Raw genomic sequence first — 14956 nt, 5'->3', positions numbered from 1 at the left:
CACGTCATGAACGAAAGCGCGCAACTGTTCGAAGCCGACTTCGCCGCACCCGGCGCATCGCGCGATGTGCGCCGCAAGCCGGCCCGACTGACCGTCGAAGAAGCGCTCGCCCGCACGAAGCTCTCTCCCTACTGGCTCGACAATCCCGCCGAGCCGCCGGCCGAACCGTCGCTCGCGGGCGAAACACGCGCCGATCTTCTGATCGTCGGCGGCGGCTTCACCGGCTTGTGGGCCGCCGTGCAGGCGAAAGAGCAGATGCCCGAACTCGACGTCGTGCTGATCGAAGCAGGACGGGTCGCGCACGGCGCATCGGGGCGCGCGGGCGGCATCATCTCGACATCGGTGATGCACGGCCTGCCCAACGCCGTGCGGGTCTTTCCGAACGATATCGCCGAGCTCGAAGCCTTCGGCCAGCGCAATCTCGACGGCTTCGAAGAGACGCTCGAACGCTATGGCATCGACGCCGATATCGAATGGAACGGCGAGATGACGGTCGCCGTCGATCCCGAGCATATCGACCATCTGCGTGCCGATTACGATCTGCACAGATCGTATGGCCACGACGTCACGCTGCTCGACGCCGCGGCCACGCGCGAACAACTCGATTCGCCGCTGTTCGCGGGTGCGCTGTGGTCGCGCAATCGCAGCGGCATCGTGCATCCGGCGAAGCTCGCGTGGGGTTTGAAACGCGCGGCGCTCGAACTCGGCGTGCGGCTTTACGAGCACAGTCCGCTGATCGACGTGATCGACGAAGGCGCGACCGTCTTCGTGACGACGCCCGCGGGCAGCGTGCGCGCGCCGCGCGTGCTGTTGGGCAGCGGCACCGCGAAAGTCGGCATTCCGGATATCAACCGGCGCGTCCTGCAAGTGCGCGATCACGTACTCGCGACCGAGCCGCTCACCGGCGAGCAACTTTCGCGCATCGGCTGGAAGCAGCGTCAGGGCATCTACGACACGCGCACGCAGCTCAACTATTTCCGCCTCACGAAGAACAACAACATCATCTTCGGCGGCCTCGTGAGTTATCACTTCGATGGCGATCCGAATCCGCCGCGCGATCGGCAGCGCGACACGTACTACCGTCTCGCGGAGGCGTTCTACAAGACGTTCCCGCAACTGAGCGACGTGCGTTTCTCGCACGCGTGGGGCGGTCCGATCGACTACTGCTCGCGCGGATCGGTATTCGCGAAGCGCTATCTCGGCGACAAAGCCGTGTTCGTCGCGGGCTACACCGGCTTCGGCGTGGCCGCGAGCCGCTTCGGCGCGTTCATGGGCCTGAACATCCTTTTCGATCGCGACAGTCCCGAGCGCGCGCTCGACATCGCCAATCGAAGCCCGACCTACATTCCGCCCGAGCCGGTGCGATGGCTCGCCGCGAAAGTCACGTTCCACGCATTCGACGGCGCCGATGCCGAGGGCGGCTGGAAGCGCGCGTGGATCAAGGGCATCAAGGCGATGGGCTTCCCGATGTGAGCGCGACGACATGTTCTCCAATACATCCGATCTCGACCTGCGCCTCGTGCGCGTCTTTCTCGCGGTCGTCGACGCGCGCGGCATCACCGCCGCGCAAGCGTCGCTCGGCGTGCGCCAGTCGACCATCAGCTCGCAGCTTTCCGCGCTCGAGGCGCGCGTCGGCTTCAGGCTGTGCGAACGCGGACGCGGCGGCTTTCGGCTGACGTCCAAAGGCGAGCGTTTCGTGATGTCGGCGCGGGCGCTGATCGGCGCCACATCGCAATTCGTCGCGCAGGTGCGCGACATCGATCGCAAGCTGGTCGGCACGCTGTCGATCGGGTTGATCGGACAGGCATCGCATGTCGAGAACGCGCGGCTCGCGGAAGCTATCGGCGCATTTCGCAAGCGCGATCAGGCCGTGCGTTTCGCGATGCACGTCGCGCCGCCGCAGGAACTCGAAGAAAGCCTCGTCAATCGCGAACTCGATCTGGCGATCGGCTATTTCTGGCATCGCGTCGCGGGGCTGTCGTACAGCAGGCTGTTCAACGAGCGGCAAGTGATCTGCTGCGGGCGCGGACATCCGCTCTTTCATGCGGACCCGCTCGTGACGCTCGACGATCTGCGCGCGCACGACTGGATCTGGCGCAGCTATCCGGTGCCGGAAGAACTCGCGGGCATCGGCGAGCGGCGCGTGACGGCGATCGCGGACAGCATCGACGCGGCCACCGTGCTGATCCTGTCGGGCAGTCATATCGGCTATTTGCCCGCGCATCACGCGGACGCCTTCGAGCAGCGCGGACTGATCCGCGTGCTGGGACGCACCGCGTTCGGCTTCGACGTGCCGCTGCATCTCGCGATGAAGCGCGACATGGCCGACAAAGCCATCGTTCGAGCCTTCTGTGAAGACCTTTTCGGCGTCTATGGCGCGCGCGAGATTCATCACGATGAGCCTGAACGCGCGGTAGCAACGTGCCCGATGTGAACGCCTTGACGACGCCTTGATGACGCATTACGGCGCGCATTCCGACGCAACGGAATGACCGCCGATAACAATGGAGCGAGACAACATGGCAGACAACACCAGCGACAGCACCAGCATCACGAAGATCGAAACCTACGGTTTCGAGCGCATTCCCGACGCTTCGCGATACGCGCGGCCCATCGATCTGTTCCGCCTGCTGTTCGGCGGCTGCAATACGTTTTCGACTTCGGTGCTCGGCAGCTTTCCGGTGCTCGTCGGCCTTTCGTTCGAAGCGAGCGTGTGGTCCATCGTGATCGGCGTGCTCGCGGGCACCTGCATGCTCGCGCCGATGAGCCTCTTCGGGCCGCGCAACGGCACGAGCGATCCGGTGTCGTCGGGGGCGCACTTCGGCATTCATGGCCGCATCGTCGGATCGTTTCTCGCGGTGCTCACATCGGTCGCGTTCTTCTCGCTCGCCGTATGGAGTTCGGGCGATGCGCTCGTCGGCGGCGCGCACGACATGATCGGCTTGCCGGTCAATCCGTGGACGCTCGGCACGGCGTATCTGGTGTTCGCGGTGCTCGTGCTGATCGTCTGCATCTACGGGTTTCGCTTCATGCTGTGGGTGAACAAGATCGCCGTGTGGGCGGCGAGCCTCATGTTCGTGCTCGGCGCATTCGCGTTCGCGAAGCCTTTCGACGTCCACTACGCGGGCACGCTTCAGCACGGCAGCGCGGGCTTCTGGGCGGCGTTCGTCGGCGCGGCGCTGGTCGCGTTGAGCAATCCGGTTTCGTTCGCGTCGACGCTCGGCGACTGGGCGCGCTACATTCCGCAATCGACGCCGCGCCACCGCGTGATGGGCGCCGTGTTTCTCGCGCAGATCGCGACGTTCGTGCCGTTCCTCTTCGGCCTCGTCACCGCGACGATCATCGCGACGCAAGCGCCGAGCTTCATCAGCTCGAACGACTACGTGGGCGGCTTGCTTGCGGTATCGCCGCGCTGGTTCCTGTTGCCGATGTGTCTGATCGCGATCATCGGCGGACTGTCGACGGGCACGACCGCGCTCTACGGCACGGGCCTCGACACGTCGAGCATGTTCCCGAAGTTCCTCAACCGCGTGCGCGCGACGGCGCTGATCGGCCTGCTCGCCATCGGCTTCATTTTCGTGGGGCGTTTCGCGTTCAACCTCGTGGAAAGCGTGGCGACGTTCTCGACGCTCATCTGCACCTTCAGTTGCCCGTGGATGGCGATCATGGTGATCGGCTTCGTGCAGCGCGGCGGTTTCTATCTGGCCGACGATCTGCAAGTGTTCAATCGCGGCGGGCGCGGCGGCCACTATTGGTATAGCCACGGCTGGAACTGGCGCGCGATGGGCGCATGGCTGCCGGCCGCGTTCATCGGGCTGACGTTCGTGAATCTGCCGGGACAGTTCGCCGGGCCGCTCGGCGCGCTCGCGGGCGGCTGCGATCTCAGCGTGCCGGTTTCGTTCGTCGTGGGCGGCGCGCTGTATCTGACGATGCTGCGGCTCTTTCCCGAACCCGACGCCGTTCACGGTCCGCAAGGGCGCCGTCTCGTCGGCGCGTCGCGCGAATCTTCACGCACGAGCGCGCACGTTCCGATCACGGCGCGCGTGCGCGAGGATTGACTTTCATAACGCTCGTCTATTCGAACATTCGGACGATAGATTTAATCCACCGTTGATCCAGCGCTTTTCCAGTATCGGTTCAACACATGGACGTTATTGACGCGTGTGTTTCAGTGCGGATCGCAAAGGCGATCCGAGACGGAATACATCGCGTTCCGGCATTCCCCGACAGGAGACGAGATGTCCGAGCCGAAACATCCAGCCGATGCAGAAGCGCGTCGAGTCTTTCTGAAGAACGTTGCGGTCGCCGGCATGGCGACGGGCCTGTCGGGCGTCGTCGGCGATGCGCTGGCGCAGGCCGACGCGTCGCCATCGGGCGGGACGGGCGCGGCGTCGAAGCCGGCGACGCGCGCGACGCTCGACATCAATCAGCAGTACGCCAACTTCCTTAACTTCGCGGATGCACAGGACTTCGAGGACGCGCGCCGCGGCCTGATCGCCACGCTGCCCGAACCGGTGGTGATTCCCGGCCAAGGGAATTTTCCGGCCTGGAACCTTCAGACGTTCGCGTTCGTGAACGGCGGCCCGGACAACAATGCGCCGCTCACGGTCAATCCGAGCCTGTGGCGCAACGCCAAGCTCAACATGAATCACGGCCTGTTCACGGTCGTCGAGGGCATCTGGCAAGTGCGCGGCTACGATCTGTCGGTGATGAGCATCATCCGCGGAGATCAGGGTTATATCGTCGTGGATCCGTTCATCACGACGGAAGTCGCGTCGACGGTGTGGAAGCAACTCGTCATTCCGCATCTGGGCGACAAGCCGATCACGCACGTCATCTACACGCACAGTCACGTCGATCACTACGGCGGCGTGCGCGGGCTCGTCAGCGATCAGGATCTGCAATCGGGGAAAGTGAAGATCGTCGCGCCGGTCGGATTCACCGACGCCGCCGTGGGCGAGAACGTCATCGCCGGCAACGCGATGGGACGCCGCGCGAGCTACATGTACGGCTCGCTGCTGCCGCGCAGCCCGACCGGCATCGTCGATGGCGGCCTCGGGAAGACGACGTCCGTCGGAACGATCACGCTCGCCTTCCCGACGATATTCGCGGAGAAGACCGGGCAGAAGATGACGCTCGACGGCGTCGAGATCGAGGTATTGATGGCGCCGGAATCGGAAGCGCCGTCCGAATTCATGTTCTACCTGCCGAAATTCAAGGCGTTCTGCGCGGCCGAGGACGCAACGCACACGCTGCACAATCTCTACACGCTGCGTGGCGCGAAGGTTCGCGACGGGCTGCTCTGGTCGAAGTATCTGCAGACGTCCATCGACATGTGGGGCGCGGATGCGCAAGTGCTGTTCGCCTCGCATTACTGGCCGACGTGGGGCAATGACCGCATCCAGCCGTTTCTGCGCGCGCAGCGCGACATGTACCGGTATCTGCACGATCAGACCTTGCGGCTCGCGAACATGGGACAGACGCCGCTCGAAATCGGCGAAGCGATTCGTCTGCCCGACAGCCTCGCGAAGCACTGGTATTGCCGCAGCTATTACGGCACCGTTTATCACGACGCGGTCGCGCAATACAACTTGCGTCTGGGCTTTTTCGACGGCGTACCCGCGAATCTGCACAGGCTTCCGCCGACCGAAAGCGGCAAGCGCTACGTCGAATACATGGGCGGCGCGGCGGCGGTCATCAGGAAGGCGCACGCGTCCTACGACAAGGGCGAATACCGATGGGTCGCCGAAGTCATGAATCACGTCGTGTTCGCGGAGCCGCAGAACGTCGCCGCGAAGCAGTTGCTCGCGGACGCCTATGAGCAGCTCGGCTATCAGGCCGAATCCGCGCCGTGGCGCAATTTCTATCTGACGGGCGCGATGGAGTTGCGCAAGGGCATTCAGAAAGTGCCCGCGCCGCAGCCGCAAAGCCCGGACACGATCCGCGCGATGCCGCTCGACATGTTCCTCGACTTTCTCGGCATCCGTCTGAATGGCGAACGCGCGGCGGGCAAGACCGTCACGTTCAATCTCACGCTCACCGACACGAAAGAGCAGGTCGTGCTCGGCGTGGAGAACAGCGCGATCCATTACTCGAAGGGCACGACGTCGGGCGCGGCCGATGCATCGATCACGATGACGCGCGAGAACCTGAACAACATCATGCTCGGCACGACGAACATGCAGAAGCTCGTGATGTCCGGCGAAGCCAAGGTGGACGGCAACAGCCAGCAGCTCGGCGCGTTTCTCACCTGGCTCGACACGTTCGAGTTTTACTTCAATATCGTCACGCCTTGAGGGGCCGACATGTGCGCCATCTGCAACTTCAAGATCGAATTCGGCGTCGGTCATCCGGCGGCGCTGACGGTCGCGGTCGCCGCGCGCAAGGCCATCGAGGCCGGGCTGATCGATCCCGCCGATACCGGGCAAGGGCCGCTCGCCGCGGCGCGCGCGCGCATGTCGGCGATCGATGCGCTGAATCTGCTGCAGGCGCGCATCGAGGAAACGCACACGCCGGACGAGCTTCTCGCGCTGCCGGAGTTCTACGTGTTCCTCGTCGAAAGCGATACGTGGGGGTTCTTTCGCGCGACCGTCGATGGCTTCGATCCCGACATCGTCCCCGAGCTGCCGGACGTGACGGCAACCGACGCATCGCGGCGCAGCAACATCGTCGTGATGCCGGAGGCGGGCTTGCGCGCATGGCTCGCCGGACGGATCGGCGCGCGCGCGGCGCTCGGCGATGCGCTCTTTCACGTCGACGCGCCGGCGCTCGCCGGAACGACGCTGGCGACGATGCTCGCGAGCGCCGAATCTTCCGTGGCCGACGCGCGCTGAAGGAGCGCCGATGACGGTTTTAGTCGATCATCCGGAAGGTTTGTTCGTCGTGCTGCTCGCGCTGTTCATCGGCGCGGTGGCGTGCGGCGCGCACGTATTGCGGCGCTTCGCCGTGCTGCCGCCGGAGGATCGCGAAGACTTCAACATCATCCAGACTTCCACGCTGACCTTGCTTGCGCTGCTCGTCGGCTTCAGCCTTTCGATGGCGGTGAATCGCTACGACTTGCGCAAGACGCTGGAGGAAAGCGAGGCGAACGCGATCGGCACCGAATATGCGCGCGCCGATCTCGCCGATGCCGCGACCGGCGCGAAGATCAAGTCCGCGCTGCTCCGCTATACGAAGCTGAGACTGGCGAACTACACGACGCGCGCGCCCGATGCGCTCGCGACGATCGTCCGCGATACGTCGAATGTCGAAACGGAGCTGTGGCAGCTCGCGACGCAAGTGGCGAAGGATCAGCCGACGCCCATCGGCGCGCTCGTCGTCGCCGGCATGAACGACGTGCTGAACTCGCAGGACTACTCGGAGGCAGCGCGCATCAACCATATTCCGCTGGGCGCGTGGTATCTGATGATCATCATCGCGCTGCTCGGCTGCGTGATGCAGGGCTACGGCGCGAAGGGCAAGCTGACCAAAGGGCTGCTCATCACGATTCTTCCGGCGACGGTCGCGCTGTCGCTCGCGCTGATCGCCGACATCGACAGTCCGAAAGGCGGATTGATCCGCGTCGAGCCGCGCGATCTCACGCGGTTGCTGCAGTCGATCGGAGCGTGAGAGCCATGGCGCGCGTCCGGCTGCGTGCTATCTTTTTGAGTGGAAGCAGATCTTCCGCCCAGGAGAGATCGTGGACGTCGCCGCCTGGCTGCGCAGCCTCGGAATGGAACGGTACGAGCCGGTGTTTCGCGAGAACGCCATCGACGCCGACGTGCTGCGCAATCTCACCGCCGACGACCTGAAGGAACTCGGCGTCGCGCCGGTCGGGCATCGGCGCAAGCTGCTCCATGCGCTGGCCGGACTGCCGCATGCGTCCATCAAACCGGGCGATGAAGGAGAGCGGCGGCAAGTCGCCGTGCTTTTCGCCGACCTGTGCGGCTTCACGCAGATGAGCCGGGAAATCGACGCGGAAGAAGTGCTCGACGTGCTCGATCGATACTTCGAGCAGGTCGATCGCATCGTGGAGCTGCATGGCGGCCATGTCGACAAGCACGTCGGCGACTCGGTGATGGCGGTCTTCGGCGCGCCGGTCTCGCATGGAAACGATGCCGAACGCGCCGTGCGCGCCGCGCTCGCAATCGACGACGCGATGCCCGGCCTGTCGCGCGCGCTCGGTCGCGCGGTTTGCGTGCACATCGGCATTGCGGGCGGCGAGGTCGTCGCGAGCGGCACGGGCAGCGCGACGCATCGGGCGTACACCGTCACCGGCGACACCGTCAATCTCGCGTCGCGTCTCACGGACGCGGCCGGCACCGGAGAAATCCTCGTATCGGAGGCCGTGCGGCGTCATCTGGCCGAGCGTCTCGATTGCGTCGAACGCGGCGCGCTGTCCGTCAAGGGATTCGCCGATCCGGTTCCGGCATGGCGCATCGCCGGCATTCGACACGCGCCGCCGATCCGGCCGATGGTCGGCCGCTGCGAAGATCTGCTCGCGTTCCGGACCGTGCTCGGCTCGTGCCGCGCGACGGGCCATGGACGCACGATCGTGCTGCGCGGCGAGGCGGGCATCGGCAAGACGCGCCTCGTCGAAGCGTTCGAAAGCGCCGCGCGGGATGCGGGATTCGTCTGTCACGGCGGGCTCGTGCTCGACTTCGGCGCGGCGACCGGACGAGGCGCGATTCAATCGCTCGTGCGCGGACTGCTCGCGCTCGACGATCCGAACGATGACGCAACGATAGGGCAGGGCATCGCCCAGGCGATCGCCGCCGGTTCGATCGATGAAGGCGATGCGCTCTTTCTCGAAGACCTGCTCGACATGCCCATGCCGCTCGCGGATCGCACGGTCTTCGAGGCAATGGACAACGCGATGCGCGTTCGCGGCCGGCGCGATGTCGTGGCGCGGCTCGTTCGTCGCGCGAGCGGCCGGCATCCGCGGGTTCTTGCCGTCGAAGACATTCACTGGTCGGATGCGCCGACGCTGGCGGACCTCGCGGCGCTATCCGCGACGGCGGCGGATTGCGCGGCCGTGCTCGTACTGACCGCGCGCCCGTTATCCGAAACCTTCGACGCGTCCTGGCACGCCGCGCACGGCGCGCCGTATTCGCTCATCGATCTCGGACCGTTGAGCGCAAGCGAGGCGCGCGTCATGGCCGAATCGTTTCCCGGCGCGACGGCGGATCTCGCGGAGCGCTGCATCGCGCGGGCGGCGGGCAATCCGCTGTTTCTCGAACAGTTGCTGAACCACGCGCAGGACGGCGCGGAATCCGGCGTGCCCGGCTCGGTGCGCAGTCTCGTGCAGGCGCGGCTCGACCGGCTCGATTCCGCCGGCAAGACCGCTTTGCAGGCGGCGTCGGTGCTCGGGCAGCTCGTCGAGAAGGATGCAGTCGATTTTCTCGTCGATGAAACCGGCGCGGGCGCCGCGCTCGAATCGCCGTCGATGGATCGCCTGGTGCGACGCCAGGGCGCCGGCTTCATCTTCCACCACGCGCTGGTCCGCGACGCGATCTACGACGGGCTGCTGAAAAGCCGTCGCCGCGCGTTGCATCGTCGCGCGGCGCAGTGGTTCGGCGAGCGCGATCCGGTTCTGCGCGCCGAGCATCTCGATCGCGCCGCGGATCGCGCAGCGGCGCTCGCCTATTGCGACGCGGCGCGCGTGCAGGCGTCGGCGTATCGGCATGAAGCGGCGCTTCGGCTCGTCGCGCGCGGGCTCGAAATCGCGGATGCGGACAGCGACCGCGCCGCGCTCGAATGCCTGCGCGGCACGATCCTGCACGACGCGGGCGACATGACATCGGCGCTCGCGGCGTTCGAAACCGCGCTCGGCTTCGCCACGACCGACACGGCGCGCTGTCACGCGTGGATCGGGCGCGCGACGGTGAAGCGCGTCATCGACGATCTCGATGGCGCGTGGGCCGATCTGAATCGCGCCGCATCGGCCGCGGCCGCGCAAGGACTGCTGCGCGAGGAAGCGCGCATCCATTTCCTGCGCGGCAACCTGTGTTTTCCGCGCGGCGATATCGAAGGCTGCGTGCGCGAACACGAACGCAGCCTCGCGCTCGCGCAGCAAGCGGGCGACGCGGAACTGGAGGCCGCCGCGCTCGGCGGAATCGGCGACGCGCAGTACATGCGCGGACGGATGATCAGCGCGAACGACGCCTTCAGCCGCTGCATCGAGCTGTGCCGGCGCCACGGATTCGGACGGATCGAAGTCGCCAATCTGCCGATGCACGCGATTACCGCATGGTTCGCGGGCGCGGCGAACGCGGGGCTCGATGCGGCGCTCGCGAGTGTGGCCGCGGCGGAGAAGGTCGGGCAATTGCGGGCGCTCGCGGTTGCGCATCATGCGGCGTTTCACTGCCTGCACGATCTCGCGCAGTGGGATCGCGCGTGGGAGCATGTCGGCCCGGCGCTGCGCTGTGCGCGCGAACTGAAATCGAGGCGCTTCGAAGGCGAGGCGCTCGCGTTGCGCGCGGAATTGCATCGTGTCGCGGGACGCCGGCGCGACGCGCTCGACGATATCGAAGAGGCGCTGTCGATCAGCCGCGAGACCGGCATGACGTATCTGGGCGCCGCGTATCTCGGCGTGCTGGCGCGTTCGACGGACGACGTCGCGGTCTTCGACAGCGCGCTCGCCGAAGGCGAAGCTCTGCTCGCCAGCGGCGCGGTGAGCCACAACCACTTTCTCTTTCGGCGCGACGCGATAGACGCGTGCCTCGATCGCGGACTTCTGGACGCGGCCGCGCATCACGCTGCGGCGCTCGAAGATTACGCGCGACGCGAGCCATCGCCGTTTTCGGCATTCGTCGTGGCGCGGGCGCGCGCGCTCGTCGCGCATGGCAAGGGCGACCGGAAAGCGGCGTCGACGGATGCGCTACAGCGGCTCGCGCAAGAGGGCAGGAAGCGCGGCTTGCTTTACGCGCTCGCAGCAATCGATGACGCGCTGCGTCGATGAGGACGGCGATCATGTGGAACGAATGGACGCGTCGAATCAAGGTCTTCGTTCAACGCTTCTGGCAGCCGACGAGCGCATGCATGACGTGCATGCCCGGCAGCTGGGGCAATATCGCCAGCGCCGCGCACTGGATGGTGGCGTTCAAGACCGGGCTTCTGACCGGACTGCTCGCGCTGCTTCTGACCTTCACGCCCGCCGCGAAACTCTACGGAAACCGGTACGGCAATGCAGCGCTCGTCGGCGTGCTCACCGCGATCGGCGATGCGTATGCGCATCCGGGCCACTATCGTCTGCCTTACGTCGAGCATGTGCTGACGGGCGCCGTCTCCATGCTTCTCGCGCTGCTCGCTTCGTATCTGTTCGAGGACCGCGCGCGGCGCCTTCGGGTGGCGTGGCGACGCGTGTTCGGGTAGCCGGCGTCGTATGATCCGCGAGCAAGCCAATCTCGAATCAGGATCGCCAATGTCATCGAGCATCAACAAGCAGGACCTGGAAGCGATGTCGAGCTTCCGTTACGAGCTGCGCAAGTTCCTGCGCGTGTCGGAGGAAGTCTGCAACGCGGCCGGCATCACGACGCTTCAGTACCAGTTGCTTCTGCATGTACGCGGATTTCCCGAACGGCGCTGGGCCACCGTGGGCGAGCTCGCGGAGCGGCTGCAGGCCGCGCCGAACGGCACCGCGGCGCTGGTGTCGCGATGCGAGACGGCGGGACTCGTCACGCGCAAAACCGACAAAACCGATCGCCGTCAAGTGCAGGTTCACCTCACCGCGAAGGGCGAGCGGTGCCTGCTCAGGCTCGCTGCAGAACACAAGGCGCACTATGGATCGTTCGGCTGGGTGTTCGGTCCGCAGGAAGTGTGATGCAACTTTTATGTCACAATGTGCCTTAAATTTTAGGCGGCTTCCCCGATGCACATTCCTGGATTCATCGACCGGCGCACCATCCTGCGCGCGCGCAGACTGTGGCTGCATTACGGCGTGTTCTGGCTCGGCGCGATCGCGACCGGGCTCGTCGCGGTCATGTATGCACGGCTGATCGACTTCGGGTACGACGCTTTTCTGCGCGTCGTCGCCGTCTACTGGTGGTTGCCGCTGCTGCTCACGCCCGCGATCGGCGCGCTCGCTGTCTGGCTGACGCGCCGCTTCTTTCCCGGCTCCGAAGGCAGCGGCATTCCGCAGGTCATCGCGATGCTGCACGACAAGCGCGAGCTCGGGCCGCGCTTGCTCACGCTGCGCATTCTCGTCGGCAAGATCGCCATATCGTTTCTGTCGATTCTCGGCGGCTTCACCATCGGGCGCGAAGGGCCGACCATCCATGTGGGCGCGGCGCTCATGTTCAGCTTGCGCCGCTTCTATCCCACACGCTTGCGCAACATGCGCGGCGGCGCGCTGGAACGCAATCTCGCGCTCGCGGGTGCGGCTGCGGGATTGTCGGCGGCGTTCAATGCGCCGCTCGCCGGCGTGGTGTTCGCCATCGAAGAGCTCACGCGCAGCTTCGAGCAGCGCACGAGCGGCGTGCTGATTACGGCGATCATCTTTGCCGGCATCGTTTCGCTCGCGCTGCAAGGCAACTACGTCTACTTCGGCACGATCGATCTCACCGGACACTTCCCCGAATCGCTCGCGCTCGCCGTCGTTTTGCTCGGCGTGGTGACGGGCATCGCGGGCGGCATCTTCTGCTGGCTGTTGCTCAACACGGAGCGCTGGATGCCGGGCCGTCTCGCGAGCTGGCGTCAGACGCATCCGGTGGCGTTCGGCGCGGCGTGCGGGCTCGTCATCGCGGTCATCGGCGTGGTGGCGGGCGGCCATACCTTCGGCAGTGGCTATGCGGAAGCGCGCGGCATGCTCGAAGGCCACACGGAAGTCGGCGCGAGCTATCCGTTGCTGAAAATGGCGTCGATGGTCGGGTCGTATCTGCCGGGCGCGCCGGGCGGACTTTTCGCGCCGTCGCTCGCGATCGGCGCGGGCATCGGCAATGCGCTGCATCTCGTGTTCGGCAACATGGAATTGCCGATGCTGATCGCGCTCGGCATGGTCGGCTATCTCGCCGCCGTCACGCAGAGTCCGATCACGGCGTTCGTGATCGTCATCGAGATGATCAACGGTCACGCGCTCGTGCTGTCGCTGATGGCCACCGCGCTGATTGCGAGCCAGGTGTCGAAGCTGTTCGCACCGCCGCTCTACGAAGCGCTCGCGCAGAAGTACATGGGCAAGTGACGCCGCGCGTCACGATGCGAGCTTGCGCGCGAGGCGGCGCATGCCGTCGAAGATCGTCTCGGCGACGTCCATCGGGAAATCGCGTGGCAAGCGTGCGGCCACTTCGTCGATGACGTGCGGCGTGCGCGCGCCGAGTTCATCGATCATCGTTTCGACATCGTTCGCGGCAAGGCCGACGCGCCGCCCCTGCGCGATCCAGTGCCGCCGCTGAATCTCGCCGATCAGATAGTGCGCGTTCTTGCTGCGCACGGCCATCGCGAGGCGCACGCGTTGCGCGGCGAATTGATTGGGCCGCGTACCGATGACCGGATGCGCCGAGAGCACGTCATAAAGCGGCGTCGATTCATACCGGTTGCCGGGCAGATGCGCGATGCTGAAGTTCTTCGCGTGACCATCGGTGGCGGCGAGTATCCAGAAGATCATCTGCGTGCGAAAGAAGCGAAGACGGTCCTGTGCGGCGTGCGTCGATCCGGCGAGCACCTCCATGATCCGTTCGATGCCGGGACCGCCGTCCGACTCGTACTTGAGCAGCGCTGGCGTGCCGGTGGCCTGACACATGTCCTCTTGCGGCAGGCGCAGGATCCACGATTTGTCGCTCGACAGACGGCGATCGAAGCGCTCGACGACGAGCACCTTCTGATCGTCGAAGCGTTCCATTTCGCATCGCGCGATGGGCAGGCCGAACGCCGCGACGATCTTCGAGCAGAGCCATTCGTTCTCGACCGATGTACGCATGTCGGCGCGCATGTTGCCGACGAGCCCGAGCGGCAGCTTGAAGATATGCGTGGTCGGCGTGCTGCCTTCGGGCAGAAGCCAGCGCTTGCCGTGACGCAGAAGCGCGGTCTTTTCCTGCGCCCCGGCGATGGACAGGCGCAGGTCGTCGACCGTTTCGTGCTGGCCGAGTTGCGGCGCCGATGTGGTCTCGCGCAACAGACGCGCGATCTGCGATGCGGTGAGCGCACGGCCTTTTATGGTGTCGAGATCGACGGGCGCTTCGCCGGGCGGCAGCATTTGAAGGGCGCCGACGCAATCGCGGCCCAACTGCGCGAGCAACTGGAACGGCGCCGTGCCGCCGGTGCGGAATCGCGTGGCGATGCGGCGGCGGATCGGCTCGCTATCGGGCAGGAGATTGTCGAAGAAGTCGGTGACGACTTGCCCGCGCCACGGCTGATTGCCCGGCGTGAAGGGCAGCGACAGCGATAGCGGACGGCCTTGAGGATCGGCGATCCAGTCGTCGCGATAGACGAGGCGTTCGCCGGCCGCGCCTGTTTCCCAATGCCCGACGGGCAGGCCGTTCATCCACAGGTCGAGTCGGCCGGATTGCGTGCGGCGCGCCATGATTACCAGTTCTCCCGTTTCTTCGAGGCCGCAGCGGCGGCCGGGGCGCGCTTGCGTGCCGGGCGCGCGGCGGTGGCCTTGGCCGCGATGGGCGGCGGCGGGTGTATCGGCGTGGCTTCGCTCGCCTTTTCCGCTCGCGTGAGCGCGAGTTCCACGTCGAGCACGCGTAGAACCTTGAAGAGACGTTCGACGCTCACTGCTGCCGGATTGGCTTCGAGTTGCGCGTACGTCTGCTGCGTAACGCCGAGACGCGCCGCGACCGCCGCTTGCGTAAGGCCCGCCGCCTTGCGAAAGCCGATCAGGATCGGCCTGAGCTGGCTCAGTGTTTTCAGCGAATAGTCCATCGCGTGCTCCTACAGGTTCTGATCTGTAAAGCCATTTTACAGCCTTTGAGTTGTTAAGCATTAAAACAGATCATAGCCTGTAAATCGATGCGTGCCCCGTCGATACCTCGTCCTTTGG

General features: G+C 65.6%; 12 protein-coding genes. 10 read left to right on the top strand and 2 right to left on the bottom strand.

All coding sequences use genetic code 11. The features are described 5' to 3' along the window. The first annotated feature begins 6 nt into the window (after positions 1-6). The 10 genes from NCS02_RS33240 (at position 7) to NCS02_RS33195 (ending at position 13156) form a co-directional block, all read left to right on the top strand. A complete protein-coding gene (locus NCS02_RS33240; RefSeq protein ID WP_250520475.1) occupies positions 7-1473 on the top strand; it encodes an NAD(P)/FAD-dependent oxidoreductase in 1467 nt (488 codons plus the stop codon). 10 nt (positions 1474-1483) lie between these two features. Beyond that, the gene (locus NCS02_RS33235) at positions 1484-2434 is read left to right on the top strand and encodes a LysR family transcriptional regulator (RefSeq protein WP_250457707.1); all 951 of its coding nucleotides are present in this window, start codon (positions 1484-1486) and stop codon (positions 2432-2434) included. 85 nt (positions 2435-2519) lie between these two features. Continuing rightward, the gene (locus NCS02_RS33230; protein WP_250504397.1) at positions 2520-4058 is read left to right on the top strand and encodes a purine-cytosine permease family protein; all 1539 of its coding nucleotides are present in this window, start codon (positions 2520-2522) and stop codon (positions 4056-4058) included. A gap of 180 nt (positions 4059-4238) precedes the next feature. Next, the gene (locus NCS02_RS33225; RefSeq protein ID WP_250520473.1) at positions 4239-6296 is read left to right on the top strand and encodes an alkyl/aryl-sulfatase; all 2058 of its coding nucleotides are present in this window, start codon (positions 4239-4241) and stop codon (positions 6294-6296) included. Positions 6297-6305: 9 nt separating this feature from the next. Further along, complete coding sequence (locus NCS02_RS33220) at positions 6306-6833, top strand: hypothetical protein (protein ID WP_175982406.1); 528 nt, start codon at positions 6306-6308, stop codon at positions 6831-6833. Positions 6834-6843: 10 nt separating this feature from the next. Next, complete coding sequence (locus tag NCS02_RS33215) at positions 6844-7608, top strand: bestrophin-like domain (protein ID WP_250437780.1); 765 nt, start codon at positions 6844-6846, stop codon at positions 7606-7608. A gap of 70 nt (positions 7609-7678) precedes the next feature. Beyond that, the gene (locus NCS02_RS33210) at positions 7679-10939 is read left to right on the top strand and encodes an adenylate/guanylate cyclase domain-containing protein (protein ID WP_250520472.1); all 3261 of its coding nucleotides are present in this window, start codon (positions 7679-7681) and stop codon (positions 10937-10939) included. Positions 10940-10950: 11 nt separating this feature from the next. Next, on the top strand, positions 10951-11352 hold the full coding sequence (locus NCS02_RS33205) for a hypothetical protein (protein WP_008345340.1): 402 nt from the start codon (positions 10951-10953) through the stop codon (positions 11350-11352). A gap of 49 nt (positions 11353-11401) precedes the next feature. Then, positions 11402-11800: a MarR family winged helix-turn-helix transcriptional regulator gene (locus NCS02_RS33200; RefSeq protein ID WP_008345341.1), complete on the top strand. Its 399-nt coding sequence runs from the start codon at positions 11402-11404 to the stop codon at positions 11798-11800. Between the two features lie 48 nt (positions 11801-11848). Next, the gene (locus tag NCS02_RS33195; RefSeq protein WP_008345342.1) at positions 11849-13156 is read left to right on the top strand and encodes a chloride channel protein; all 1308 of its coding nucleotides are present in this window, start codon (positions 11849-11851) and stop codon (positions 13154-13156) included. A 9-nt stretch (positions 13157-13165) separates the two neighbouring features. Here NCS02_RS33195 and NCS02_RS33190 read toward each other — a convergent pair whose 3' ends face one another. Both NCS02_RS33190 and NCS02_RS33185 read right to left on the bottom strand, forming a co-directional pair. Next, positions 13166-14497, bottom strand: coding sequence for a type II toxin-antitoxin system HipA family toxin (locus NCS02_RS33190; RefSeq protein ID WP_250520489.1), 1332 nt, complete (start codon positions 14495-14497; stop codon positions 13166-13168). Next, on the bottom strand, positions 14497-14838 hold the full coding sequence (locus tag NCS02_RS33185; RefSeq protein ID WP_250520488.1) for a helix-turn-helix transcriptional regulator: 342 nt from the start codon (positions 14836-14838) through the stop codon (positions 14497-14499). The genes NCS02_RS33190 and NCS02_RS33185 overlap by 1 nt, the downstream gene beginning before the upstream one ends. Between the last annotated feature and the right edge of the window lie 118 nt (positions 14839-14956).

The organism is Caballeronia sp. NCF2, from assembly GCF_023631205.1.
In the GTDB taxonomy this organism is placed as follows: domain Bacteria; phylum Pseudomonadota; class Gammaproteobacteria; order Burkholderiales; family Burkholderiaceae; genus Caballeronia; species Caballeronia zhejiangensis.
Note: the sequence above shows the minus strand (reverse complement) of the source record. Positions and strands in the feature narration are given on the sequence as shown.